Origin of the sequence: Bradyrhizobium arachidis (genome assembly GCF_015291705.1) — a bacterium.
Classification (GTDB): Bacteria; Pseudomonadota; Alphaproteobacteria; order Rhizobiales; family Xanthobacteraceae; genus Bradyrhizobium; species Bradyrhizobium arachidis.
Genome location: NZ_CP030050.1, coordinates 4,376,853 through 4,402,216 on the forward strand (window position 1 = coordinate 4,376,853; position 25,364 = coordinate 4,402,216).

The following is a 25,364-nucleotide window of genomic DNA, read 5'->3' on the forward strand; positions in this document are numbered from 1 at the left end:
CGGCAGGCGGCCTATGCTGCTTACGAACGAAGAGGGGAGTTTGTCCCATGAAAACAGGTCTTGTCGTTACCGCCCATCCCGGCGATTTCGTTTGGCGTGCCGGCGGCGCCATCGCGCTGCATGCGAAGAAGGGCTATCGCATGAAGATCGTCTGCATGTCCTTCGGCGAGCGCGGCGAGAGTCAGTTCGCCTGGAAGGAGAAGGGCGCGACGCTGGAATCGGTCAAGGCCGGCCGCAAGGACGAGGCAGAGCGGGCCGCTAAGCTGTTAGGGGCCGAGATCGAGTTCTTCGATTGCGGCGACTATCCGCTCAAGCTGACGGAAGCGCATTTCGACCGCATGGTCGACATCTACCGCGAGCTCAATCCGAGCTTCGTGCTGACCCATGCACTGGAAGACCCCTATAATTTCGACCATCCGAACGCGGCGCATTTCGCCCAGGAGACGCGCGTGGTCGCGCAGGCCATGGGTCACAAGCCCGGCGCGCAGTACAAATATTCCGCGCCGCCGGTGTTCCTGTTCGAGCCGCACCAGCCCGAGCAGTGCAACTACAAGCCGGACTTGCTACTCAAGATCGACGAGGTCTGGACGCAGAAGTACGAAGCGTTCCAGATCCTGGCCGCGCAGAAGCACCTCTGGGGCTATTACGAGCGCGTCGCGCTCAACCGCGGCATCCAGGGCAGCCGCAACACCGGCGTGCCCATGACCTATGGCGAGGCCTATCAGCGCCTGTTCCCGACCGTTGCGGAGGAGCTGGCATGAAGCCCGTCGTCGTTCGCAACATTGAGCGGGCCGATCCCGCCGGCATGGCGGAATACGGCGTCTCGACTGTGCACGAGGCCTATGGTCGCATCGGCCTGATGAAGCCGTATCTGCGCCCCGTCTGGGCGGGCGCCTCGATTGCCGGTCCAGCTGTCACCGTGCTGGCGCAGCCCGGCGACAATTGGATGATCCATGTCGCGGTCGAGCAGTGCAAGAAGGGCGACATCCTCGTCGTCGGCTGCACCACCGACAATACCGACGGCATGTTCGGCGAGCTGCTGGCGACCTCGCTCCAGGCGCGCGGCGTGCAGGGGCTGGTCATCGATGCTGGCTGTCGTGACGTCAAAGCGCTGCACGAGATGAACTTTCCGGTGTGGTCGCGTGCGGTTTCGGCCAAGGGCACGGTCAAGGCGACGCTCGGCTCGGTCAACGTTCCCGTGGTCTGCGCCGGCGTCAACGTCGATCCCGGCGACATTATCGTCGCCGATGACGACGGTGTCGTCGTGGTGCCGAAGCGTTACGCCGCCGAGGTCGCGGAGAAGGCGAAGAAGCGCAACGCCGACGAGGGCGGCAAGCGCAAGCGGCTCGCCTCGGGTGAGCTGGGGCTCGACATGTACAGCATGCGCGAGGCCTTGGCGAAGGCGGGCCTTGTCTATGTGGACCATCCCGAGGACGTCTGAGCGGATAAGAGAAGCGGAGCGGGCGGATGGATCGTCTCAAGCTGAAGGCCGTGCTCGGCAGTCATCCCCATGTCAAAGCGGTGAAGAGCGGCGAGCTCCGCTCCGACCTCTTCGACCTCGATTTCGTTGAATACACACCCACCAATACGGCGTTCAAGCCGATGGTGCGCGAGCAGGCGTTCGACGTCTGCGAGATGGCGATCGTCACTTTTCTGATGGCGAAGGCGCACGGCAAGCCGCTGGTGCTGCTGCCGGCGACCATGATGGGGCGCTTCCAGCATTCCTATGCGCTCTACAATCCGGCGAAGGGAACACTCGGACCGTCCGATCTCGAAGGCAAGCGGGTCGGCATCCGCTCGTTTACGACCACGACCGGCGCCTGGATCAGGGGCATCCTCGCCAACGACTACGGCGTCAATCTCGACAAGATCAAATGGGTCACCTTCGAGAACCCGCACGTCGCCGAATATATCGACACCACCGAGCGTGCGCCGAAGGACAAGAAGGTCCTTCAGATGCTCATCGACGGCGAGCTCGATGCCGTCCTCGGCGAGACCTCCAACGATCCCAAGCTGAAGCCGCTCTTCCCCGATCCTTCCGCGGAAGCGGCCAAATGGTACGCGCGGCGCGGCGTCGTGCCGGTCAATCATCTCGTGGTCGTGACCGAGCCGCTCGCGAAATCGCGTCCCGACGTGGTCGCGGGCGTCTATGATCTGCTCAAGCGCAACAAGCAGCAGATGGGCACTGCGGCGACACCGGACCTCGTTCCGTTCGGGATCGAGGCGAACCGAAAACCGTTGGAGCTGATCGTCGACTACGCATTCCAGCAGGCGCTGATCCCGCGCCGCTATGCGGTCGAGGAACTGTTCGACGAGACGACACGAGGATTGAACTGATGGCGGATCCGAAACGGTGGCAGATCGGGCTGGTCGGCTATGGCGAGGTCGGCCGCATCCTTGCCGAGGATTTGCGCCAGCAGGACATCAAGGTCGCAGCCTATGACATCAAGCTCGGGACCGAGCACGGCGCGCCGCTGACGGAGCATGCGGCGAAGCACGGGGTGACGCTCGCGGCGTCTCACGCCGAGCTGACTGCAAAATCCGATTTCATCATCTCCGCCGTCACCGCGAGCCAGGCCGTTCCGGTCGCAAAGGCCTGCGCGGCCGCGATCAACCAGGGCACGTGGTTTCTCGATTTCAATTCGGCCTCGCCCGGCGCCAAGCAGCGCGCCGCTGCGCTGATCGACGCTGCCGCGGGACGCTATGTCGAGGGCGCCGTGATGACCTCGGTGCCGCCGTACCGGATCAAGGTGCCGCTGTTGCTCGGTGGTCCCGGCGCGAAGGAGCTGGAGCCGCTCCTGAACGCGATCGGCTTTGCCGCGAAGGTCGCGAGCGACAAGCTTGGCGTGTCCTCGGCCGTCAAGATGTGCCGCAGCATCATGATCAAGGGCCTCGAGGCCATGGTCATCGAAAGCTTCACCACCGCGCGGGCCTATGGCGTCGAGGACGCGGTGCTGGCCTCGCTTAGGGAAACCTTTCCCGCCATCGATTGGGAGAAGCAGGGCGCCTATTTCTTCCAGCGCGTGATCGAGCACGGCCGCCGCCGGGCCGAGGAAGTGCGCGAGGTCGCCGAAACCGTGCGCGAGGCGGGGCTGACGCCGTGGTCGGCGCAGGGCACGGCTGAGCGTCAGGCCTGGATTGCCGATCTCGCCGATGAAGGTCTGTTCGGCAAGAAGGGAACGAAGGAGTTCGCCCGCAGCGCCGATTGGCGCACCGAGGCAGACCGCATCCTCGCCAAGATCAAGCGCTGACCGCGCGCGTTCGGCTCGGGGGCTTGCCGCCGTCGCCATAGCCGGAAATTTCGTCGCGCGCTTGCTCGATCAAGCCGATCAGGCTCTTGGCCTTGCGGACGACGTCAGTGCTGCGCTCGGCGCGGAACTCGGTCAGGATCATGCGAATGCATTTGTCGGCCGTATCGAGCGCCCAGAGCGCGTGAGCCATGTCGCTCTCGGTCTGGATCGCCGAGATATCGAGGCCCGACAGCACTTCGCCGATGCCGTTCAATCGCTTGATGGCCGCTTCGGCGGGCGTGCTGGCCCGGATCGACTGATAATCGATGCCGCCGAATGCGCTGAACAAATCCATGACTTCCCCGGAGAGCGCAGTTGGTCAGTGCGCATCTCCCAGTATGATCACTGCGGCCGACCTCGCAACGCGGGCAGCTACGGTCCGGGATTTTGCGGGACCGGGATTTCGGGGCGAATTGGCGGTGAATCGGGCCCGAATGGTCCAGCGATCATCGATGTCTCCCGACCATCTTACCGTTCGACGCAACGAGCATACCTGCCTTGTAAACAGCGCGGCCTTGCGGCACCGCGACGACGGCCTCGGGAACGTGTCCGGCGTTGAGCGTGACGAAATCGGCCTTGGCGCCGACGCGCAGGCCATAGCCTGCAAGCCGGAGAGCCTTTGCACCAGCTTCGGTGATGACATCGAACGCGGTGCGCAGCTCCTCGTCGATATTGAAGCCGGAGCGATAGCCGAGCGTGGTCGCCCGGCGCAGCATGTCGCCGTCGCCATAGGGCCACCAGGAATCCCGGATGTTGTCGTTGCCGCTGAAGACGGTGACGCCGGCATTGCGCAAGGCAAGGATCGGTGGAAACGGCCGCGCGCCCGGCGCGTTCGTCATGATCGCGACGCCCGAGCGCGCGAGCAACTCGGCCATCTTCTTGAGGTGGTCGGCTGAGATGTCGCCGAGCCCATAGGCATGGCTGACCGCAACATGGCCTTCCATTCCGAGCGCGCGCGTGCGCGCCGCGATCTGCTCGATCTCGAAGGCACCGAGCGTGCCCATGTCGTGCAGGTGAATGTCGACATCTACGCCATGCTTGCCCGCGACGCCGAACACCACGTCGAGATGCTTCTCGACGTCGCGGTCGAAACTCGCGGGATCGAGCCCGCCGACGAGATCAGCACCGAGACCGATGGCCTCGTCCAGCAATTGCGGCGTGCCCGGGCTCGCCAAAATGCCGCTCTGGGGAAAGGCGACGAGCTGGATATCGATCAAGTCGCGGTACTCCTCGCGCACGCGCAAGATGGTCTCGAGCGATTTGAGGCCGACGGAACCGTCCACCATGACATGGCTGCGCATCTGCGTGGTGCCGTGTCCGATGCAGAGATCGAGCTGGTTGCGCGCCCGCACATCCATCGGCGCAGCCTCAGCCATGTTCTCGGCCTGGAAGGCGACGCGCTCATGCACGTCGAAACCGTTGGTGCACGGCTTGTGGGGCCGCCAGGCATCGCCGTAGAAGCTGGTATCGAGATGGATGTGGCCTTCGACGAAGCCGGGAACGACGAGGGCGTTGTTGAGGTCGATGGCCTCGTTCGCGGCGGGACTCTCATCGACGGGCGTTATCGCAGCGATACGGCCGTCCTTGACCGCGATGTGATGGCGAGATCCGCCGTCGAAGCGCGCGTTCAGGAAGATCTTTTCGAAGGCCATTTTGGTTCCTCCGTTGATTGATTGTAGCGATAGTCGCGCAAGCGCCGCGGACGGCGCAAGATGCGGGAAGGCGATGGCCGTTCAGCGTCCGGGGCGGAACAGCGTCGGCCGTTGCCGTTCAAACGTCTGCCGGCCGCGCTTGAACCCCATCACGACATCCGGCAGCTCGGCGATGGCGAAGCGGCTGTCTTGCGTGTCGAGCACGACGAGATCGGCGGGATTGCCGACCTTGATGCCGTAATCGCCGAGATTCATTAGCCGCGCCGGCAGGTCGGTCACGAGATCGAGGCAGGTGTCGAAATCGCTGACCGCGGCGTGCGCGACATTGGCGTAGAAATTCGCCATCCGCAGCAGCGAGGCATCGCCGAACGGCGTGAAGGGATTGAGCACGTTGTTGGTCGCGACCGAGCACAGCACGCCGTCGCCGGCGAGCTTGTGGGCCAGCGTCAGCCCGCGCGGCGCGTTGTGGGTGGCTTCGCGGCCCATGAGGTAGAGGTCGGTCGCCGGCAGTACGGTGACGGCGACGCCCGCTTTCGCCAGTTGCGCGGTGGCGGCCTTCAGCCGCTCCGGCGGCAAGGCCGACAGTTTTGTGGCGTGCCCGATCGCGACGCGTCCCCCATAGTTGCGCCGCTCGGTCTGCCGGCAGACCTCGTCGAGATGCCACCACGAGGGATCGAGGTCGAAGTCGAGATGGAGGTCGACGTCGACGTCGAAATCCTGCGCAAGATCGAAGATGCGCGCGAGATGGGCGTTCGGGTCGGTGTCCATATAGGGGCAGCCGCCGATCGCTTCGCCGCCATCGCGCAGCGCCTGGACCAGCAGCTCTTCGGCCCCGGGATCGTTGGTCAGGCCTTCCTGCGGGAAGACGCAGAGCTCCAGGTCGATCGCCCAGGCATAGTCGCGCTTCAGCGCCTTGACCGCCTCGAAGCCGCGGAGGCCGATGCGCGGGTCGATCTCGACATGCGTGCGCATGCGGGTCGTGCCGTGCACGATGGCGCGTTCGAGCACGCGGGCGCCACGCGCATAGACGTCCTCGACGGTAAAATCCTTCTTCATGCCGGCCACGGCGCGGATGGCTTCCGAGACGCTGCCGTGATCGTGCCCGCAGCGGCCAAGCAGGCAGGCCTTGTCGAGATGGATGTGGGTGTCGACGAAGCCGGGCAGGGCCAGGTGCCCGCCGAGGTCGATTGCGACGGCGTCGCAGGCGAGCCGGGGCTCGATCGCGGCAATGCGGCCGTCCTTCACGCCGATATCGACGGGTGCGGCGGATGATCGCAACAGCGCGTTGCGGAAGATCAGGTCGAAGGCGGCTTGGGTGGTCATGGCGGCGGATTCAGCTGTGATAGCCTAGCGGAAGCTGGAGGAGCGGGCAGCTCCAGATTGTGTGCAATCGAGGCATCAAATTGTCCAAAAAATGTGCATGCACTTTGAGGCCTGAATTGTAGAATGCCGGCACTCCGGAGAAACCCGCCATGTCCGCCCCCGTCAAAGCCGAACGCCCGATGACTGACGCCGAGATCGTGGAGGCGTATCTGACGGCCTCGATGATACCCGATCCCGATGCCGCTGCGGCCTATATGAAGCCGGGCACGGTGATCACGTTCACCGGCGGGCGCGAGTTCGATCATCCGCGCGGGCCGACCGGCTTCAACGCAAAGCGCTATCGCTGGGTCAAGAAGAAGATGGACCGGTTCGACGTCTGTCCGGGCAAGGATGAGACCGTCGTCTACAGCGTCGGCACGCTCCATGGCGAGTGGATGGACGGCACGCCGTTCGAGGGCAACCGCTATGTCGATCGCTTCGTCGTGAGGGGCGGGCAGATCGTGAAGATGGACGTCTGGAACGACAGCGCCGAGCGCATCCTGGTTCAGCGCGGGATCGAGGCCTAACCTCTTCTGGCGACTTTCGGTAGCTTGACGACGCGGTCGCTCGTCACCTCGTCGGCATAAGGCGCGAGGATGTCGAGGAGATCGCGGCCGCGTTGCGGGGTGGGGGCGACCAGCGCGCGATTGGCCACGGAATCCAGGTGATGATGCATCAAGTCCATCACCTTGGCCTCGTCGCCCTTGGCGAGCGCCGAGATGATCGCGCGGTGCTCGTTGATGGCGCATTCGGTCGAATGCGGCCGGCTGTAGAGCGACAGCGTCAGGCAGCAGCGATAGGCGACCTCGCTGACATAGCGCACCAGGATCGGGCTGTTCGTCATCTGCGCGAGCAGGATGTGGAATTCAGTGGCGAGCCGGATCGAGACCGCATCCGTGCCGCCGCGCGCGCGGTCCTCGGCATCGACATGGGCGTTCAGCTCGGCGATCTGGGCCTTGGTCAGCTTGCCCGCGAGCTGGCGCACGACAAGGCGCTCGAGCTCGATGCGGATATCGAAGGCATCGCGCGCCTCCTGCCAGCTTGGCGTTGCCACCACCGCGATGCGGTTGCGGCGCAGCTCGACCAGACCTTCGGCGGCGAGCTGCCCCAGTGCATGGCGGGCAATGGTGCGGCTGACGCCGAAACGCTCGCCGAGCGAATCCTCCGGCAGCTTGGCGCCGGGCTCGAGCGCCTGCTCGATGATTGCGCGCCTGAGTGCGCGGCAGATCACGCTGACCTTGTCGGACGATTCGGAAGTCTTGCTGGTGGGGCGCGCCGCCATCGGCGAATCCTTGAGGGGAAGGGTCGAAAGCTCCTCTTTAGCACAGGCCTGCGCCAATCCAGCGCACCAATTGCATGCAGTTTGGCGCCCGGATTGCCCAAATCGAATCCGGCCGATCGGCGGTTCGATTGGTCAAATCATTGATTTTACGGAGGCGGCCGATTGGCACCCAGCTTGCATGCACTTTGGCTGTGATGCGCATGCAACCCAACGCCCAGTTTGACGGCCAGCCCGTTCCCGAAGCTGCAGCCGCCACCGCCATCGAGCTGTCCGAGGCCACCGTGACCTTCGGGCGCGGCGACCACGCCGTGCCCGCTCTGTCAAAGACCAGCCTGCGGATCGCCGACGGCGAGTTTGTCGCACTGGTCGGTCCGTCCGGATGCGGCAAATCGACCATTTTGCGCCTGGTCAGCGGCCTGGTGCAGCCGACCAGCGGCGTCGTCATTGTTGGCGGCCGCGAGGTCGCGGCGCGCGCGATGCGCGTCGGCATGGCCTTCCAGAACCCGACCATGCTGCCGTGGATGACGATCGAGCGGAACATCATGCTGCCGCTCAAGATCGTCGAGCCGTTTCGCTCCAACTTCCGCAGGCTGCGCAAGACCGGGTTTCGCGACAAGGCCAACGCGCTATTGGAGCAGGTCGGCCTCAAGGGCTTCGGCAACCGTTATCCCTGGCAGCTCTCCGGCGGCATGCTCCAGCGCGCAAACCTCTGCCGCGCGCTGATCCACGAGCCGCGCATGCTGCTGCTCGACGAGCCCTTCGGTGCGCTGGATCAGTTCACGCGCGAGGAGCTGTGGGCGATCCTCCAGAACCTCTGGATGACGCACAAGCCGACCGTGCTGCTGGTCACCCACGATCTGCGCGAGGCCGGCTTCCTTGCCAGCCGCATCTGCGTGATGAGCGCGCGCCCGGGCCGCATTCTCGACGACAGCCGCGTCGAATTCGCGCGGCCGCGCACCGTCGCCATGACGTTCGAGCCGGATTTCGTCGCGCTGAACCAGAAGCTGCGCGCCTTCATCGAGGATGCGCGCAGCGCGGCTGCGCAGGGGGCAGGCTGATGTTCGGGATCGATGTCAGGCAGAAGGCGTGGTCGGCGGGGCTGATCGTGCTGTTCTTCGTCGCCTGGGAATTGTTCTGCCTGATGACGGGCATGTCGGATCTGGTGCTGCCACGGCCCTCGCAGGTGTTGGTGACGCTGGTGCAGCGCTTTCCGGTGCTCTGGCCGCACATCGTGCAGACGCTTGCCACCACGATGTTCGGCTTCGTCCTTGGCGTCGCGCTCGGTGTCGCCCTTGGCGCCATCATCGGCGTGTCCAAGACGGCCTATGACACCTGCTATCCGTTGCTGATCGGCTTCTCCTCGATCCCCAAGGTCGCGGTGGTGCCGATCTTCGTGCTGTGGTTCGGCTCCGGCACCGTGCCGGCGGTGCTGACCGCGCTGTCGATCTGCTTCTTCCCCATCGTCGTCAACATCGCCACGGGCCTGGCGACCACCGAGCCCGAGCTCGAGGACGTCTTGAAAGCGCTCGGCGCCAGCAAGCTCGACATCCTCTGGAATGTCGGCCTCCCCAGGACCATGCCGTTCTTCTTCGCCTCATTGAAGGTCGCGATCTCCTACGCCTTCGTCGGTGCGGTGCTGTCGGAGACCGTCGCCTCCAACCGCGGCATCGGCAACGTCATGATGACCGCGTCCTCGAATTTCAACGTGCCGCTGGTGTTCGCCGGCCTGTTCGTGCTCGCCGGCCTCGGCGTCGCGCTCTACGTGGTGTTCTCGCTGATCGAAGGGCAGGTCACCGGCTGGGCCACGCGCAAGAACGACGTGATCGCCACCTGAAATCCTGAACCGTCACGCAACGAAGCTGAGGAGGTCTCGATGTTGAGAAAAGCAACTGTCGCGCTGTTGGGGTTGGTCCTGTCTACAGGCGTCGCCGCCGCTGAGGAAACCACGATCAAGTTCACGCTGGGCTGGAAAACCCAAGGCAGCGACGCCGCGTTCTTCTACGCCAAGGACAACGGCTTCTTCAAAGAGGAAGGCCTCAACGTCGTCATCGACCAGGGCGAGGGCTCCGGCGCGACCGTCACGCGCGTGATGTCCGGCGCCTATGACGCCGGGTTCGGCGACGTCAACGCCATCATCCAGAACGCCTCGACCAAGCCGCAGGAAGCGCCGGTCATGGTCTACATGATGTGGAACCAGCCGCCATTCGCGATCGTCGCCAAGAAGACCAGCGGCATCAACACCATCAAGGACTTCGAGGGCCACACGCTCGGCGGCGCGCAGGGCACGCCGACGACGCGGCTGCTGCCGGTGTTCACGCGCAAGAACGGGCTCGACGGCGAGAAGATCAAGATCTCCAACATGGCTCCCAACCTGCAAGAGCCGATGCTGATCAAGGGCGACATCGACGCGGCGCTGGTGTTCAACATCACCAGCTACTTCAACCTCGTGCTCAACCGCCAGGACCCCGACAAGGACTTCAAATGGTTCTCGTTCGGTGAGTACGGCCTCGATCTCTATTCCAACGGCGTCATGGTCTCCAAGAAGCTGATCGCGTCCAACCCGAAGGCGGTGGCCGGCCTTGTGCGCGCCATCAACAAGGGCGCGATCGCGGTGGCCAAGGACCAGAATGCCGGCATGAAGGCGGCGCTCAATTACGACAATCTGATCGACGTCGCCGTCGAGAAGCGCCGGCTGCAATATTCCTTCGACAAGCTGATCGTCTCGCCGGAGATGAAGGAGATCGGCATCGGCGACATCAAGGACGACCGCATGACGCGCGCCATCGGCATCGTGGTCGAGGGCTATCAGCTCGCCCGCGCGCCGACGCCGGCGGAAGTGTTCTCCCGCGAATTCCTGCCGCCGCGCGCGGAGCGGGAGTTGGTGTATACTGCCAACTGAATATTTCGGAGAGACGGTCATGGCCACGGAGATCTCGGCAACCAGCCTGTTCCGTGGCCCCGGCCAGGCTATCAGCGACAATGTCGTGCTGCGGCACGACGGCGGCCTCATCACCGGCATCTCGGAAGGAGCGGAGCCTGCCAGCGGCCCTCGCTCCTTCGTCATTCCGGCCTTCGTCAACGCCCATGACCATGCCCGGGCGACCGCATCGTCCTTCGGCGCGGTCGGCATGCCCCTGGAAAGCTGGATCCTGCGGACTGTGCTCGGCACGCCGGTCGATCCCTATCTGACCGCGGCGTCTGCGCTGGCGCGCTCGGCCAAGGCCGGCTGCGCCGCTATGATGGTGCATTATACGCGCCCGAGCGGGACAATGCCTTTGCTCGATGAAGCCAGCGCCGTTGCGAGAGCGGCATCGGACGTCGGCATCCGCATGGCCTTTGCGATCGCAGTGCGCGACCAAAATCCGATCGTGTACGGTGATGCCGGGCCGGTGCTCTCGTCTCTTCCCGGCGACGATCGCAAGACCATCGAAGACCTCTTCGTCCGCGCGCCGATGTCGCCGAAGGTCTATATCGAGCTGACCGACGCAATTGCCGCCGCCATCGCCGGCCCGATGGTGGACGTGCAGCTCGGTCCCGCCGGCGTGCAATGGTGCTCGAAGCCGCTGCTGGAGGCGGTGGCGCAGAGTTCGGCACTGACCGGCCGCCGCATCCATATGCATCTGCTGGAGACCGTCTATCAGCGCGCCTGGGCCGATCAGAATTTTCCCGATATGGTGCGCTGGCTGCGTGACATCGGCTTCCTCTCCGAGCGGTTGACGCTGGCGCATTGCATCCACGCGCGGCCGGACGAACTAGAGATGATCGCGGCGTCAGGCGCACGCATCGTCACCAATTTCAGCTCGAACATGCATCTGCGCTCGGGGCTCGCTCCGATCGCCGCCGCGCACGGATGCGGCTGCGCCATCGCCGTTGGCGTCGACGGGCTGGCGCTGGACGAGGACGACGACATCCTGCGCGAGATGCGGCTGGTGCAGCTGGTCCATGGCGGCGTCGGCTTCAAGCCGACCTGGACGCCGGCCGAGATGTTTGCGCTCGCCATCCGCAATGGTCGCCGCGCCACCGGCGCACCCGGGAGCGGAGAGCTCGTCGCCGGTAACCCCGCCGACTACGTCGTGATCGATCTCGACCGGCTCGATCGCGACCAGATCATGCCCGTCGATCCCATGGCGCTGCTGTTTGCACGCGGCAGTGCATCGCTGGTCAACGAGGTCGTCGTCGGCGGCCAGACGATCGTGAGGGACGGCGTCTGCACGGGTGTAGACTTGCCCGCGATCGAGCACGAGTTGCGGGCGATGTACTGCGCCAATGTCGGCCGCTACACGAATTTCCAGCGGATATGGCCGCCGCTTTCGGAGCGACTATCCGGCTGGTTCGAGCAGCAGCTCACCTGCGACTAGGGCAGGGCGTTCCGCGCGGCCGGGCCGATACAAAACCGCGATAGCTGATAGGCGGATCCTTGTCTGGTGATCGGTCCGGCTCTGGGTTATCACACGCGCGGCTGCGCACTGACGCGCCCGATGACCCCCTTGAGGAGCCCCCGATGCGTCTTCCCACCCTTGTCCTCGCCCTGACATGCCTTGCAGGCGCAGCCTCAGCCGAGGACCTCACCGGCACGCTCCAGAAGATCAAGGAGACCAAAAAGATCACGCTGGGCTATCAGGAGGCTTCGGTTCCGTTCAGCTATCTCGACGGCAACCAGAAGCCGGTCGGCTTTGCCATGGACATCTGCCTCAAGATCGTCGATGCGGTGAAGAAGCAGCTCGCCATGCCCGACATTGCCGTCGACTATGTCGCCGTGACGTCGTCGAACCGCATTCCGCTGATGGTCAACGGGACGCTTGACCTGCATTGCTCGGCAACCACCAACAATGCCGACCGCCAGAAGCAGGTCGCCTTCACCAACACGCATTTTCTGAGCGCAACGCGGTTCGCCGCCAAGAAGGCCGCCAAGATCAACACCATCGACGACCTCAAGGGCAAGGCGGTCACGGCCGTGGCCGGCTCGGTCAACCTGAACCAGCTTGCCAAGGTCAACACCGAGCGCAATCTTGGCATCAAGATCATGCCGGCCGTGGACCAGGCTGAGGCGTTCCTGCTGCTGGAAACCGACCGTGCCCAGGCCTACGCGCTCGACGACGTCCAGCTCGCGGTCGCCATTGCGCGCTCGAAGGAGCCGGCCCTGTTCATGATCAGCGAGGAGACGTTTGCGAAGGCCGAGCCCTTCGGCATCATGTTGCGGCGAGAGGATGCGCCGTTCAAGGCGCTGGCCGATCGCGCCACGGCCGAGCTCTACGCCAGCCCGGAGATCGAAGTGCTCTACAAGCGCTGGCTGGAATCGCCGACGCCGCCGAACGGCATCAACTACAACGTCCCGATGTCGCCGGCCCTGCGCAATGCCTTCAAGAATCCGAGCTCGAGCGCCGATCCGGATGTGTATGTGGTGAAGTGAGGCGAGGCGTCAGCGTGCCCGCGGCGTATCGAGCAGCTGACCGGCGAGCGCGGCTCCGATGACCGCGATCGCGGCCATCGTCAGCGCCCACGGCACGAACAGGCGGTGACCGATCAGCGCGCCGCTGACCAGCGGGGCGCTGATGTTTGCGCCTGACATCAGCGACTGGTTGAGACCCATGATCATGCCCTGGCGGTTGATCGCGGTCGACCGCGACAATTCCGCCGTCAGCGTGCTGCGCGCGAACATGGTGCCGACGATGATCAGCGTCAGGTTGACCGCGAGCAGGCCGACATTGTTCTCGGCCCCAAGGCCTGCAAAGCCGAGGCCCATGCAGGCGAACGCCGCCATAACGATCGAGCGATCGGAGGCGATGATGTTGGCGCGGGTGATCAAGAGGCCCTGGACCACCATGTTGATGAAGCCGGCATAGGCAAAGATCCATCCAAGCTCGCGCGCGCCGAAGGCATGTCCGTCCCAGGAGAACCGCGCCGACAGGAACAGGCCGATCTGCGACAGGAACATCGAGTTGACGAAGAAGAACACGATGAGAAGGCCAAGCAGCCGCCAGGCGTAGCGCATGCCGAGCAGGCTGCGGGTCAGTGTCGGCTCGGGCACACGGTGTTGGTAGAGCGGCTCGGACGCCGGATGATCCGGCGGGAGCAGGGCGATGGTCGCAAAAATGCTGACCAGCGAGAGCGCGGCCGCGGCCCACACCGGCGCGGTCTGGCCGTAATGCACTAGGAAGCTCGACAGCGCAGGGCCGAGCAGCAGCCCGGTCCCAATCGCGCCGCTGGTCATGCCGAGCGCCTGCTTGCGCGTCGCCGGCGCGCTGTGCTCGGCGGCATAGGCGTGCGCGACCGAGATGTTGCCTGATGTCAGGCCGTCGATGATGCGGGCCAAAAACACCAGCGTCAGATTGCCGGCGAGCGCGAGCAGGACAAATCCGATCAGTGTCCCGATCTGGCTCACCACCAGCACCTTCCGCCGGCCGTAGCGGTCCGAGAGCATGCCGACTGCGGGCCCTGCAATGAGCTGGCACACCGCATAGACCGAGATCAGCGCGCCGAGCACGAAGGGCGTGGCGCCGAGCCGCTGCGAATAGAACGGCAGCAGCGGCAGGATGATGCCCATGCCGGTGGCATCCACCGCCACGACGACGAAGGTCGGGACCAGCGTCAGCGCGCCATGTCCGGCCATCGTCTCCGCTGCATGTGCCGGGGAACCCGGTCCCATGGCGCCTGTCCTCGTTCGCTTCTGCGTGATCGCCGCCGCAATGCAGGGTATATAGTTGCAAACTAATAGTTCGTGTCCTATCCAATTTGCATGGCACCCTCGCAAGGCTTCATCCATGCCGAGATCGGCCGGCTCATCACCCGTCTCGGCCGGATGTGGCGGCGCGAGTCGGACTTGGCGCTGTCCGAGCACGGACTGTCCTATGCGACTGCGATCCCGCTGCTGGTGCTGTCGCGCCAGGGCGAGAATGTTCGCCAGGGCGTGCTCGCCGACGAACTAGGCATCGAGGGACCGTCGCTGGTGCGCCTGATCGATCTGCTTCAGGCCGAAGGCCTGGTCGAACGCCGGGAGGATCCGACCGACCGCCGTGCCAAAACGCTCCACCTGACGAAAGCGGGCGCGGCCAAGGTCGAGGAGACCAACCGCGTGCTGCGCCGGGTGCGGGCGAGCCTGCTGAGGGATATCGAGCCCGAGGAACTTGCGATAACCTTCGAAACTCTTCAGCGCATCGAACAGCGGGCCAGCCGTCTGCAAGACGTCAAGACAGGCCCAGAGACGAAGTAGCCATGCGCGCAGATGAGCCGTTCCTGGTCCGCCACGCGGACCTGATTTTTGCTTTGAAGACGTTCGCCGCGTCGATGCTGGCGCTCGTCATCGCGCTGGCCATGGATCTGCCGCGGCCCTATTGGGCAATGGCGACGGTCTACATCACCTCGCAGCCGCTCGCGGGTGCGACCAGCTCGAAGGCCTTCTTCCGCGTGATCGGCACGCTGGTCGGCGCGACCATGACGGTGGCGCTGGTGCCGAACCTGATCGATGCGCCGGAACTGCTGTGCCTCGCGATCGCGCTCTGGGTTGGACTCTGCCTTTACCTCTCGCTGCTCGACGGCACGCCGCGCAGCTACGTCTTCATGCTGGCCGGATACACGGTCGCCTTGATCGGCTTTCCCTCGGTCTCCGAGCCCGGCGCCATCTTCGACATCGCCGTGGCGCGGGTCGAGGAGATTTCGCTCGGCATCATCTGCGCCAGCCTCGTCTCCACCATCGTCTTCCCGCGCAGCGTCGCGCCGGCCGTTGCCTATCGGGTCGACACCTGGCTGTCGGATGCGCAACGCCTGAGCCAGGCGGTGCTGCTGCGGCAGGGAACGAGCGAAACGCGCCGGGGCAAGCGTCTCAAGCTCGCGACCGACATCGTCGAGATCGACACGCTCTCCACGCATCTCGCCTATGACCTGCTGACCGATCGCAATGCCGTGACCGGCCTTGGTGAAATCCGGCTGCGCATGCTGATGCTGCTGCCGGTGATCGCCTCGCTGGAGGATCGGCTGGCGGCGCTGGGCGAGGAGGCGTTGCGCCGGCAGCCCGAGCTGAAGCGCCTGCTGGAGGATCTCGCGCAATGGATCATGAGCGACGTCGGCGCGCGCCAGCCGGCGGAACGCATCCGCGCCATGATCGCGGAGCGGCAGGCGGTGCTTGATGACAGCGCCTCCTGGGAGCGGATCATCACCACCAGCCTGTTGTTGCGGCTGCGCGAGCTGGTCGACCTCTCGCTCGATTGCCGCGCGCTGACCGGGGCGATTGCCGATGGCCGCAATGTTTCGACGCTCGATCTCGCCTTTCATTCGGAGGCGGGCGCTGCGCCCGTGCGCCACAGGGACCGCGGCCTCGCGCTGTGGTCGGCGGCAGGTGCTGCCACGGCGATCCTGATCTGCTGCGCGTTCTGGATCGGCACCGGCTGGCCCGACGGCGCATCGGCGCCGATGATGGCGGCGGTCGCCTGCTCGTTCTTTGCCGCGCAGGACGAGCCCGCACGCTTCATCCGTAGCTTCGGCCTGTGGTCGCTGGTCGCCATCGTCGTCGTCGCGATCTATCTGTTCGCGATCGTGCCCGCGATCTCCCATCTCGAGGTCCTGATCTTCGCGCTGGCGCCGACGTTCCTGCTCTACGGCTTCCTGATCGGCCGTCCCGCCACCGCCGGAACCGGCATGGCGCTCGCGGCCAACACCGCGACCCTGCTTGCGATCCAGTCGACCTACAGCGCGGATTTCGCCTCCTACGCCAACTCGGCCGTCGCCTTCTTCATTGGGGTCGTCATCGCCGAGATCGTGACGCGGATTGCGCGCGGGGTCGGCGCGGAGTGGATCGCCAACCGCCTGGTGCTGTCGAGCTGGAAAACGATCGCAATTGCCGCCGAGCGCCGCGGCAAGCGCGACCGCGCCGAATTCGCCGGCCTGATGCTGCACCGTCTTGGCTTGCTGGTGCAGCGCATCGCCTTCCTCTCCGAGAGCGATCGCCGCGACACCGACAGCCTGGTCCAGCTCCGCATCGGGCTGAACATCATCGATCTTCGTCGCGCCCGCTATGGTCTCGCGATATCGACCGTCTCGGTCATCGACGACATGCTCGACCAGCTTGCTGCCGCCTGCCGCAGCTACGCCGGCGGGGGGATGCCTGCAAAGTTGTTGCGGCATGTCGACCTGGCGCTGGCCCAGGCCGTCAAGGATCCCAACGACAGCGCCCGCGAGGACGCCTTGATCGGCCTCGTCGGCATCCGCCGCGGGCTGTTTCCGGACGCGTCGGCCTATCGGCCGCGTGCAGGCGAGAGTGTTGCGGCATGAGATATGTGATCGACATCTACGGCGTGCTGGTGCCGGCGTTGCTGCTGTGGATCATCGTCGCCTATGTGCTGAGTGCGGTGCAGCGCCGCCTCATGCAGCGCTTCGACCTGTACCGGCTGGTGTGGCACCGCGCGCTGTTCGATTTCGCGATTTTCGTCTGCCTTCTCGGCGGCGTCGTCTATCTCTCGGAGTATCTGTCATGAAAGGAAATCTTGCTGGGCTTGGTCGCCTCGCGCTCACCGTCATCGTCCTCGTCGCCGCGCTCGCCGTCGGCCGCGAGCTCTGGGTCTACTATATGGAGTCGCCCTGGACCCGCGACGGCCGCGTCCGCGCCGACGTGGTGCAGGTAGCGCCTGATGTCTCCGGCTTCGTGACCGAGGTGCTGGTCAAGGACAACCAGAAGGTCCGTCGCGGCGACGTGCTGTTCCGGATCGACCGCGAGCGCTTCGCGCTGGCGCTGCGGCAGGCCGATGCGTCGGTCGCCGGTCATCAGGCCACGCTCGACCAGGCCAATGCCGATTTGAAGCGCTACAGCACCCTGACGACCGACGCCGTTTCGCAGCAGAAGCAGGAGCAGGTGCTCGCCACCCAGCTCCAGGCCAAGGCGGCGTTCGATCAGGCTGTCGCCGACCGTGCGGTGGCGCAGCTCAACCTCGACCGCAGCGAGGTCCACGCCTCCGTGAACGGCGTCATCACCAACATGGACCTGCGCCCCGGCGCCTACGTCACGGCCGGGAAGGGTGTGATGGCCCTGGTCGACACCGACACGCTGCATGTCGAAGGTTATTTCGAAGAGACAAAACTCGCGCGCATCCGCGTCGGCGACAAGGTGCAGGTCCGCCTGATGGGCGAGAAGGCCACGCTGACCGGCCACGTCGAGAGCATCGCGGCCGGCATCGAAGACCGCGACCGCGCGGAGGGCGCGAGCCTGCTCGCAAACGTCAATCCCACCTTCAGCTGGGTGCGTCTGGCCCAGCGCGTCCCGGTGCGGATTGCGCTCGATCCGGTGCCTGAGGCCTTGTCGCTGGTAGCTGGCCGCTCGGCGACGGTGGAGGTATTGGACTAACGGCGCGCGCAGATGATCGCGCTTGGCCCTGGGGAAAACCGGCAACAAGCATTTCAATCCCAAATCGTAAGGCTAATCCTGACTCGCGTGTGTTGAGTCGGGGAGACTGCATGGGCGTTTGGTTTTTAATCCTAGCAGCCTGTGTCGTCGGCACGTTGCTCCTTTTGGCGTTCTGCCGATAGCGCCGATAGCAGATGCAATTGTTGCGGCGAAGCATCAGCGAGCTGCAGAATAGCGGTTCCAGACCGATGGTTTTTGACTGTGCACGGATGAACGCGTTCACTTCCGGGATCGGAGGCGGACGTGAGCTGGTTGTTTGTGTTTCTCATTGCCGCAAGCGCAGTCGTTCTGATCGCCCATGCGATTGACGCGATGCGCTCTTGATCCGGCCTGCGACTCGGGTTCGTCGGTAGCTTGGTAAGCACCGACAATGTTCCGAGGCGGGCGAGCGTCAAATTTGAGGAACCTGGCCTTACGGGCCCAAGTTGTCACAGCAGGAGGAATACAATCATGCTCGCGTTCTATCTGCCGATCATCATTTTCGGAGCGATGCTCGAAGCGATTTCGAATCAGAACGTATCTTCGCCCATCCAGGAGCCGCCAAGATTCGACTAGACGACGATCCTCTAGCGCATTCTCTGGTATCGACGCGCCAGCGTCGGCTTACGCGTTCGAATATTTCTTCAGCTCGAACCTTGCGATCTGGTTCCGGTGCACCTCGTCCGGCCCATCCGCAAGCCGCAGCAGGCGCGCGGTCGCATAGGCTTGCGTCAGGCCGAAATCGTTCGACGTGCCGCCGCCGCCATGGGCCTGGATCGCCCAGTCGATGATCTGACAGGCCATGTTAGGCACCGCGACCTTGATCATCGCGATCTCTGCCTTCGCGACCTTGTTGCCGACGGTGTCCATCGCATAGGCGGCGTTGAGCGTCAGCAGCCGGGCCTGCTCGATCATGATGCGCGCTTCGGCGATGCGCTCCTGCGTCACCGTCTGCTCCGAGACCGGCTTGCCGAAGGCCACACGACTGCGCACGCGGCGGCACGTCTTCTCCAGCGTGCGTTCGGCAAGGCCAATCAGCCGCATGCAGTGATGGATGCGGCCGGGGCCGAGCCGGCCCTGCGCGATCTCGAAACCGCGGCCTTCGCCGAGCAGCATGTTGTCCTTGGGCACGCGGACATTGGTGAAGACGACCTCGGAGGCCCGGTCGGGCACGCCGTAGAAGCCGAACACGGGCAGGGGCCGTTTCACGTCGATGCCGGGCGTGTCCATCGGCACCAGGATCATGGATTGCTGCTTGTGGCGATCCGGATTGTCAGGATCGGTCTTGCCCATGAAGATGCAGATCTTGCAGCGCGGGTCGGTCGCATTGGTGGTGTACCATTTGCGGCCATTGATGACGTAATGGTCGCCGTCGCGCACGATCGAGCTCTCGATGTTGGTCGCATCGGACGAGGCGACCGCTGGCTCGGTCATGGCGAAGCAGGAGCGGATTTCGCCTGATAGCAATGGCTTCAGCCAGCGCTCCTTGTCCTTCTCGCTGCCGTAGCGCTCCAGCACCTCCATGTTGCCGGTGTCGGGCGCCGAGCAGTTGAACACTTCGGGCGCGAGATGCGAGCGGCCCATGACTTCGCAGAGCGGGGCATATTCGAGATTGGTCAGACCCGCGCCGTGGCGCGATTCCGGCAGGAATAGATTCCAGAGGCCTTCCGCACGCGCCAGCGGCTTCAGCTCCTCGACGACGGGATAGACCTTCCACGGCCCAAGCTCTTCGGCCTCGCGATAGAACCGCTCCTCGTTCGGGTAGATGTGGCGGTCCATGAAGCTTTCGAGCTTGCGCTTGAGCTCGACGACTTTGGGCGACATCGGGTAGAGCATTTTAGGTCTCCTTGATCGATGGACGGCGCAGCGTGCGGCGCAATTGTAGGTCGCGTCAGGCGACCTGATACTCTTTGAACTTTTCGCGCAGCGCCGATTTCAGCACCTTGCCGGTGCCCGTCATCGGGAATTCGTCCAGGAATTCGACGGCGTCGGGCAGCCACCAGCTCGCGATCTTCGGGCGCATGTGGTCGAGCAGCATCTTGCCGTCGACGGTCGCGCCCTTCTTGCGGACGACGAGGAGCAGGGGGCGCTCCTGCCATTTCTCATGTGCGATCGCGACCACGGCCGCTTGCAGCACGTCGGGATGCGACAGGGCGATGTCCTCGAGCTGGATCGAGGAGATCCACTCGCCGCCGGACTTGATCACGTCCTTGGAGCGGTCCGTCAGCGTGACGTGGCCCTGCGGGTCGATCACGGCCATGTCGCCCGTGATCAGCCAGCCGTCGCGGTCGAGGCCTTCGTCGAGCTTCATGTAGCCGGAGGCGACCCAGGGACCGCGTGCGCGCAAATGGCCGACGGTCTTGCCGTCGCGGGGCAGCTCATTGCCGGCATCGTCAACGATGCGCAAGGACGTGCCGAAGCAGGCGCGGCCCGAGACCTGGCGGCGGTCGAACTTCTCCTTGTCGCCGAGATGCTCCGAGCCCGGCCGCAAGCCCGGCATCGAGCAACCCAGCGCCTCGGTCATGCCCCAGGCCTGGATGTAGTCGACGTTGTACTCGCGCTTGAGCTTCTCGACCATCGCGCGCGGCGGCGCCGAGCCGGACGACAGCGTCGCGCGCAAGGTGGAGAATTTGCTGCCGGTGCGGCCGAGCCAGTCGAGCAGGATCAGCCAGAAGCTCGGCACGCCTGCGGACAGCGTGACCTTCTCGCCTTCGAGCAATTCATAGAGCTTGTCGGGCTCGTAGTTGCGGCCGGGCAGCACCAGCTTGGAGCCCGTGTAAGGCGCAGTGAACGGCATGTTCCAGCCATTGCCGTGGAACAGCGGCGCCATCGGCATCATGACTTCGCGCACGCCTTCGACATGGCCCGGCAAAAAGTCGAGACTGCAGCAGGTCATGGTCTGCAGGATCGCGGCGCGGTGCGAATAGATCACGCCCTTCGGATTGCCCGTCGTCCCTGATGTGTAACAGATGGTGGAGGCGGATTTTTCGTCGAACTCCGGCCAGGCGAAGCCGGCCTCGTTCTCTTGTCCCAGCAGACCCTCGTAGCAATGCACGTTGGCGAGCTTCGTCTCCGGCATGCGCTCGCGCGAGGACATCACCACATAGGCCTCGATGGTCGTCAGCTGCGGCGCGATCGCCTCGACAATCGGCAGCGTGGCGCGGTCGATGAACAGCAGCCGGTCCTCGGCGTGATTGATGATGTAGACGAGCTGCTCGGGAAACAGCCGCGGGTTGACGGTGTGCAGCACATAGCCCATCCCCGGCGCGGCATAGAACATCTCGAAATGCCGGTGGGTATTCCAGGCCAGCGTGCCGACGCGGTCGCCTTGCTTCATGCCGAGCCGCTCGAGCGCCAGTGCCATGCGCTTGATGCGCGGATGCGCGTCCGCATAGGTATAGCGATGGATGTCGCCCTCGATCTCGCGCGCGACGATCTCGGCTTCGCCGTGATAGTCGGCGGCGTACTGGATCAGGCCGCTGATCAGCAGCGGCATGTCCATCATCAATCCCTGCATCGTTTCCCTCCGGAGTGCCATGTCGTTGCATGGCATAGGCTTGTGATTTGTGCTGCAAAGTTAGCGGAACGTCACGCGGCGTTCACGCAAAAAACGAGGGACGTGATTGCGTGCGTCACTTTTTCAGGGCTAAGTGATGCGCGCTGCCGGCGAAGCAGCAGCCGCCGTGGAGGAGATCAATGTCAGCGGAAAGACACAAGACCGGTACAGCCGGCGAGTCTACGGTAGACATTTCCGCACTTCGTGCGCGCTATCGCGACGAGCGCGACCGCCGTCTGCGCAGCGAAGGCAAGGCGCAGTATGTCGAGGTGACAGGCGAGTTCGGCCGCTATCTCGACGATCCCTGGGCCGATCCCGGTTTTGCGCGCGCGCCTGTCAGCGAACAAACCGAAGTTCTGATCGTCGGCGGTGGCTTCGGTGGTCTCTTGTGCGGCGCGCGTCTGCGTGCGGCCGGCATCGATGATTTTCGCATGGTGGAAAAGGCCGCCGATTTCGGCGGCACCTGGTACTGGAATCGCTATCCGGGTGCGGCCTGCGACACCGAGAGCTACATCTATCTGCCGCTGCTGGAAGAGACCGGCTACATGCCGGTGCGCAAATATGCGCGGGCGCCCGAGATCTACGAGCACTCCCGCCGCATCGGCCGACACTTCGGGCTTTATGAGCGCGCGCTGTTTCAGACCGTGATCTCGCGGATGGAATGGCAGGAGCAGGAGGCGCGCTGGCTGGTCGAGACCGATCGCGGCGACCGCATCCGCGCGCGCTTCGTCATTCTGGCCGGCGGCCCGCTGAGCCGCCCGAAGCTGCCGGGCATTCCGGGCATCGAGACCTTCAGGGGCCACAGCTTCCACACCAGCCGCTGGGATTATGGATATACCGGCGGCACCGCCGAGGGAGACCTGAGCGGTCTGGCCGACAAGCGCGTCGGCATCATCGGCACCGGCGCCACCGCCGTGCAATGCGTGCCGCATCTCGGCCGCTCGGCAAAGGAGCTCTACGTCTTCCAGCGCACGCCATCGGCGATCGGCGTGCGCGACGACCGGCCGACCGATCAGAGCTGGGCGCAGGGCCTCAAGCCCGGCTGGCAGCGCGAGCGCATGGACAATTTCACCGCGGTGATCTCGGGCGAGCCGTTCGAGCGGGATCTGGTGCAGGACGGCTGGACGGGTCTCCTTGGCGAGATCCTGCTGGCGCCGCGCCGCCAGCCGCAGCCGGTGACCTCGCTGGAGGAGGCGCTCAAGGTCATCGAGCAGGCCGACTATCGCAAGATGGAGGAGATCCGCGCGCGCGTCGATGCGATCGTGAAGGACGAGGCGGCCGCCGCGGCGCTAAAGCCCTGGTACAAGGCGTTCTGCAAGCGGCCATGCTTCCATGACGAATATCTCGACACTTTTAATCGTCCCAATGTGCATCTGATCGACACCAGGGGGCAGGGCGTCGAGCGCATCACCGAGAATGCCGTCGTTGTCGATGGCAAGGCCTATGAGCTCGATTGCCTGATCTATGCCAGCGGTTTCGAGGTCGGCACCGATTACGCGCGCCGCATGGGCTTCGAGGTCTACGGCCGCGACGGCATCAGCCTGTCCGAGCGCTGGCGCGACGGCGTCAAGACCTTGCACGGCTTCTACAGCCGCGGCTTTCCGAACTGCTTCCTGATCGTCACGGTGCAGGCCGGCCAGAGCGCCAACTTCCCGCACATCATCGACGAGCAGTCGCAGCACATCGCCTATGTCATCGCCGAAGCGCGCAAGCGCAAGGCGCGCACGCTGGAGCCGACGCTGGCGGCCGAGAACGCCTGGGTCGGGGAGGTCGTCAAGGCCGCGCTCGGGCGCCAGACTTATCTCGCCGAATGCACGCCCGGCTATTACAACAACGAAGGCGTGTTCGATCCGATCGCGGCGCGAAACAGTCAATATTGGCGCGGGCCGGTGGCGTTCCTGCGGCTGCTCGAGAAATGGCGCAAGGAGGGCAATCTGGACGGGCTGGAATTGACATCCGAGGTCGCGGCTTGAGCGGCATGATCCCGGCTCCGACAGGCGCCACGCGGCTCTACGTCATCGTCGGCGATCCCATCGCGCAGGTGCGCTCGCCCGAAGGCGTGAGCGCCGCCTTCGCCGCACGCGGGCATGACGGCATCCTGATGCCGGTTCAGGTCACCCCAGGCGATTTGCCCGACTTCCTCTCGGTCGCAACGCGGCTGAAGAATCTCGACGGCATCGTCGTGACCATCCCGCACAAATTCGGCTGCTATGAGGCCTGCGCCAGCGCGACCGAGCGCGCGCATTTCCTGCGCACCGTGAACCTGATGCGTCGCCGCGCTGATGGCGCGTGGCATGGCGACATGGTGGACGGCCTCGGCTTCGTCGGCGCGGCACGGGCGAAGGGGATCAACCCGGCGGGCATGCGCGCGCTGCTCGTCGGCGCCGGCGGCGCGGGTTCGGCGATCGCACTCGAGCTGGTCGAGGCCGGCGTGCGCGAGCTTGCCATTCACGATAGCGCGGCCGAACGCCGCGATGCGCTGATCGGCCGGCTCAATGCCCTCGGCAAGGCGCCGGTGCGGGTCGGCACCAGCAATCCCGCGGGCTTCGATTTTGTCGCCAATGCGACACCGGCGGGGATGAAAGAGGGCGATCCCCTGCCGGCCGATGTCGCGCGGCTCGCGCCGGCTTCCTATTGTGGCTGCGTCATCACCAAGCCCGAGATCTCGCCCTTCATCGCGGCGGCCCGCCGGATCGGCTGCGTGACCGGGACCGGCACCGACATGTACCAGCAGCACCAGGGCATCATGGTGGATTTCCTGCTCACAAGGGCGGCTAGGGCCAGGCGTTCACTTCGGTGTCAAGCCATCCGTCGCGCCCCGTGGGGCTTGAGCGATCAGGGCCGACGTAGGATCATGCCCCTCGCGCGAGCCGGTCGCGCACGCATGAGAGAGAGGAACGAGAATGACCAAGGCCAGGACCGTTGCGACGGCCATGATCGGCGCTGCTGCGCTGCTTCTTTCTCTGGCACCGGCCGCCGAAGCCGCGCAATGCGGCAGCTCGCCGGCGGGGTTCGAAGCCTGGAAGCGCGAGTTCAGCGCGGAGGCGCAAGGCAAGGGCATCGGCCAGACCGCAATCTCGGCGCTGATGCAGACCAATTACGCCAGCGCCACCATTGCGGCCGACCGCGGCCAGCGCAGCTTTTCGTTGTCGCTCGACCAGTTCCTCGCCAAGCGCGGCGCCACCACCATCGTCGCCAGGGGGCGGCAGCTGAAGCAGTCGCAGGCCGGCTTGTTCGCCTCGATCCAGCAGCGCTATGGCGTCCCGCCGGGGCCCTTGATCGCGATCTGGGGCATGGAGACCGGCTTCGGCAGCCAGCGCGGCAACCAGAACATGCTCTCTTCGATCGCGACCCTGGCCTATGACTGCCGCCGTCCCGAATTCTTCACCGACCAGCTCTATGCCGCGCTGAAGCTGATCGACCGCGGCACGCTGTCGGGGGCAACCCGCGGCTCCATGCATGGCGAGGTCGGCCAGACCCAGTTCATGCCCAAGAACATCCTGGCCTATGGCACCGGCAATCTCGACGTTGCCGCCAACGCGCTGAACTCGACTGCGAATTTCCTCCGGGCCCATGGCTGGCGGGCGGGAGCCGGTTACCAGCCGGGCGAGCCGAATTTCGCCGCCATCGAGGCCTGGAATGCCGCCGGCGTCTATCAGAAGGCGATCGCGCTGATGGGCCGGCAGATCGATGAGGGCGGGGCGGCAGCCTCGCGCTGAGCAAAACCACGTGCGAACAGAGCTTTAGATTTCTGTTTTGATGCGTTTTCTTGGCGCGCGAACCGCCGTCCACCGCGCGCGATAGGGCTCTTGCTCAGCAAGGCGTGATGCGCCGACGCGAGAAAGTTGTTGCC

23 protein-coding genes and 1 pseudogene are annotated in these 25,364 nt (G+C 64.9%); 17 read left to right on the forward strand and 7 right to left on the reverse strand.

Annotated elements, in window-relative coordinates; translation table 11 throughout:
• Nucleotides 1-47: 47 nt before the first annotated feature.
• The 4 genes from WN72_RS20145 to WN72_RS20160 are packed head-to-tail and all read left to right on the forward strand — an operon-like array spanning nt 48 to nt 3,251.
• Entirely contained in the window at nt 48-761 is a 714-nt protein-coding gene (locus tag WN72_RS20145) for a PIG-L deacetylase family protein (RefSeq protein WP_027557317.1), read from the forward strand.
• Complete coding sequence (locus tag WN72_RS20150; protein WP_027557318.1) at nt 758-1,441, forward strand: 4-carboxy-4-hydroxy-2-oxoadipate aldolase/oxaloacetate decarboxylase; 684 nt, start codon at nt 758-760, stop codon at nt 1,439-1,441. Before WN72_RS20145 ends, WN72_RS20150 begins: the two co-directional genes overlap by 4 nt.
• A 26-nt stretch (nt 1,442-1,467) precedes the next feature.
• Nucleotides 1,468-2,337 carry an ABC transporter substrate-binding protein gene (locus WN72_RS20155; protein WP_027557319.1) on the forward strand — a complete coding sequence of 290 codons (870 nt, stop codon included), beginning with the start codon at nt 1,468-1,470 and terminating at the stop codon, nt 2,335-2,337.
• Nucleotides 2,334-3,251: a DUF1932 domain-containing protein gene (locus WN72_RS20160; protein WP_167380854.1), complete on the forward strand. Its 918-nt coding sequence runs from the start codon at nt 2,334-2,336 to the stop codon at nt 3,249-3,251. The genes WN72_RS20155 and WN72_RS20160 overlap by 4 nt, the downstream gene beginning before the upstream one ends.
• On the opposite strand, the gene WN72_RS20165 is transcribed toward WN72_RS20160, so the two are convergent.
• From WN72_RS20165 to WN72_RS20175, 3 genes are all read right to left on the reverse strand, one after another.
• Nucleotides 3,241-3,579, reverse strand: a complete 339-nt coding sequence (locus tag WN72_RS20165; RefSeq protein ID WP_035731322.1) for a hypothetical protein — start codon at nt 3,577-3,579, stop codon at nt 3,241-3,243. The two genes, WN72_RS20160 and WN72_RS20165, sit on opposite strands and share 11 nt — an antisense overlap.
• 157 nt (nt 3,580-3,736) lie before the next feature.
• The gene (locus WN72_RS20170; protein ID WP_027557322.1) at nt 3,737-4,942 is read right to left on the reverse strand and encodes an amidohydrolase family protein; all 1,206 of its coding nucleotides are present in this window, start codon (nt 4,940-4,942) and stop codon (nt 3,737-3,739) included.
• 81 nt (nt 4,943-5,023) lie between these two features.
• On the reverse strand, nt 5,024-6,265 hold the full coding sequence (locus WN72_RS20175) for an amidohydrolase family protein (RefSeq protein WP_027557323.1): 1,242 nt from the start codon (nt 6,263-6,265) through the stop codon (nt 5,024-5,026).
• A gap of 149 nt (nt 6,266-6,414) precedes the next feature.
• On the opposite strand from WN72_RS20175, the gene WN72_RS20180 reads away from it, so the two are divergent.
• Nucleotides 6,415-6,831 (forward strand): nuclear transport factor 2-like protein, encoded by a 417-nt coding sequence (locus WN72_RS20180; protein ID WP_092216463.1) that lies wholly within the window; start codon nt 6,415-6,417, stop codon nt 6,829-6,831.
• On the opposite strand, the gene WN72_RS20185 is transcribed toward WN72_RS20180, so the two are convergent.
• Nucleotides 6,828-7,586 (reverse strand): GntR family transcriptional regulator, encoded by a 759-nt coding sequence (locus WN72_RS20185; RefSeq protein WP_092216464.1) that lies wholly within the window; start codon nt 7,584-7,586, stop codon nt 6,828-6,830. The two genes, WN72_RS20180 and WN72_RS20185, sit on opposite strands and share 4 nt — an antisense overlap.
• Nucleotides 7,587-7,786: 200 nt before the next feature.
• Between WN72_RS20185 and WN72_RS20190 the strand changes: the two genes are divergently transcribed.
• The 5 genes from WN72_RS20190 (at nt 7,787) to WN72_RS20210 (ending at nt 12,996) form a co-directional block, all read left to right on the forward strand.
• Nucleotides 7,787-8,644: an ABC transporter ATP-binding protein gene (locus WN72_RS20190; RefSeq protein ID WP_244553770.1), complete on the forward strand. Its 858-nt coding sequence runs from the start codon at nt 7,787-7,789 to the stop codon at nt 8,642-8,644.
• A complete protein-coding gene (locus tag WN72_RS20195; RefSeq protein ID WP_027557327.1) occupies nt 8,644-9,420 on the forward strand; it encodes an ABC transporter permease in 777 nt (258 codons plus the stop codon). The genes WN72_RS20190 and WN72_RS20195 overlap by 1 nt, the downstream gene beginning before the upstream one ends.
• A 39-nt stretch (nt 9,421-9,459) precedes the next feature.
• On the forward strand, nt 9,460-10,485 hold the full coding sequence (locus tag WN72_RS20200; protein WP_092216466.1) for an ABC transporter substrate-binding protein: 1,026 nt from the start codon (nt 9,460-9,462) through the stop codon (nt 10,483-10,485).
• Nucleotides 10,486-10,504: 19 nt separating this feature from the next.
• Nucleotides 10,505-11,944 (forward strand): amidohydrolase family protein, encoded by a 1,440-nt coding sequence (locus tag WN72_RS20205; protein ID WP_092216467.1) that lies wholly within the window; start codon nt 10,505-10,507, stop codon nt 11,942-11,944.
• Between the two features lie 143 nt (nt 11,945-12,087).
• Complete coding sequence (locus tag WN72_RS20210; protein ID WP_092216468.1) at nt 12,088-12,996, forward strand: amino acid ABC transporter substrate-binding protein; 909 nt, start codon at nt 12,088-12,090, stop codon at nt 12,994-12,996.
• Between the two features lie 9 nt (nt 12,997-13,005).
• Here the strand turns inward: WN72_RS20210 and WN72_RS20215 are convergent, their stop codons facing one another.
• On the reverse strand, nt 13,006-14,232 hold the full coding sequence (locus WN72_RS20215; protein ID WP_092216469.1) for an MFS transporter: 1,227 nt from the start codon (nt 14,230-14,232) through the stop codon (nt 13,006-13,008).
• Between the two features lie 90 nt (nt 14,233-14,322).
• Between WN72_RS20215 and WN72_RS20220 the strand changes: the two genes are divergently transcribed.
• From WN72_RS20220 to WN72_RS20235, 4 genes are read left to right on the forward strand one after another with little or no spacing between them, the layout of a single operon-like run.
• Nucleotides 14,323-14,796, forward strand: coding sequence for a MarR family winged helix-turn-helix transcriptional regulator (locus WN72_RS20220; protein WP_167380848.1), 474 nt, complete (start codon nt 14,323-14,325; stop codon nt 14,794-14,796).
• A 2-nt stretch (nt 14,797-14,798) separates the two neighbouring features.
• Complete coding sequence (locus WN72_RS20225; RefSeq protein WP_092216471.1) at nt 14,799-16,850, forward strand: FUSC family protein; 2,052 nt, start codon at nt 14,799-14,801, stop codon at nt 16,848-16,850.
• A complete protein-coding gene (locus WN72_RS20230) occupies nt 16,847-17,053 on the forward strand; it encodes a DUF1656 domain-containing protein (protein WP_027557334.1) in 207 nt (68 codons plus the stop codon). The genes WN72_RS20225 and WN72_RS20230 overlap by 4 nt, the downstream gene beginning before the upstream one ends.
• Nucleotides 17,050-17,916 (forward strand): efflux RND transporter periplasmic adaptor subunit, encoded by an 867-nt coding sequence (locus tag WN72_RS20235; RefSeq protein WP_027557335.1) that lies wholly within the window; start codon nt 17,050-17,052, stop codon nt 17,914-17,916. Before WN72_RS20230 ends, WN72_RS20235 begins: the two co-directional genes overlap by 4 nt.
• Nucleotides 17,917-18,579: 663 nt before the next feature.
• On the opposite strand, the gene WN72_RS20240 is transcribed toward WN72_RS20235, so the two are convergent.
• Nucleotides 18,580-19,791 carry an acyl-CoA dehydrogenase family protein gene (locus WN72_RS20240; RefSeq protein ID WP_092216472.1) on the reverse strand — a complete coding sequence of 404 codons (1,212 nt, stop codon included), beginning with the start codon at nt 19,789-19,791 and terminating at the stop codon, nt 18,580-18,582.
• A 55-nt stretch (nt 19,792-19,846) separates the two neighbouring features.
• A complete protein-coding gene (locus tag WN72_RS20245; RefSeq protein WP_092216473.1) occupies nt 19,847-21,472 on the reverse strand; it encodes a long-chain fatty acid--CoA ligase in 1,626 nt (541 codons plus the stop codon).
• Nucleotides 21,473-21,651: 179 nt separating this feature from the next.
• Between WN72_RS20245 and WN72_RS20250 the strand changes: the two genes are divergently transcribed.
• From WN72_RS20250 to WN72_RS20260, 3 genes and pseudogenes are all read left to right on the forward strand, one after another.
• Nucleotides 21,652-23,484, forward strand: coding sequence for a flavin-containing monooxygenase (locus tag WN72_RS20250; protein WP_092216474.1), 1,833 nt, complete (start codon nt 21,652-21,654; stop codon nt 23,482-23,484).
• Between the two features lie 5 nt (nt 23,485-23,489).
• Nucleotides 23,490-24,281, forward strand: a pseudogene (locus tag WN72_RS20255) (shikimate dehydrogenase family protein); the annotation flags it as partial.
• A 133-nt stretch (nt 24,282-24,414) separates the two neighbouring features.
• Nucleotides 24,415-25,230 carry a lytic murein transglycosylase gene (locus WN72_RS20260; protein WP_027557340.1) on the forward strand — a complete coding sequence of 272 codons (816 nt, stop codon included), beginning with the start codon at nt 24,415-24,417 and terminating at the stop codon, nt 25,228-25,230.
• Nucleotides 25,231-25,364: the final 134 nt, after the last annotated feature.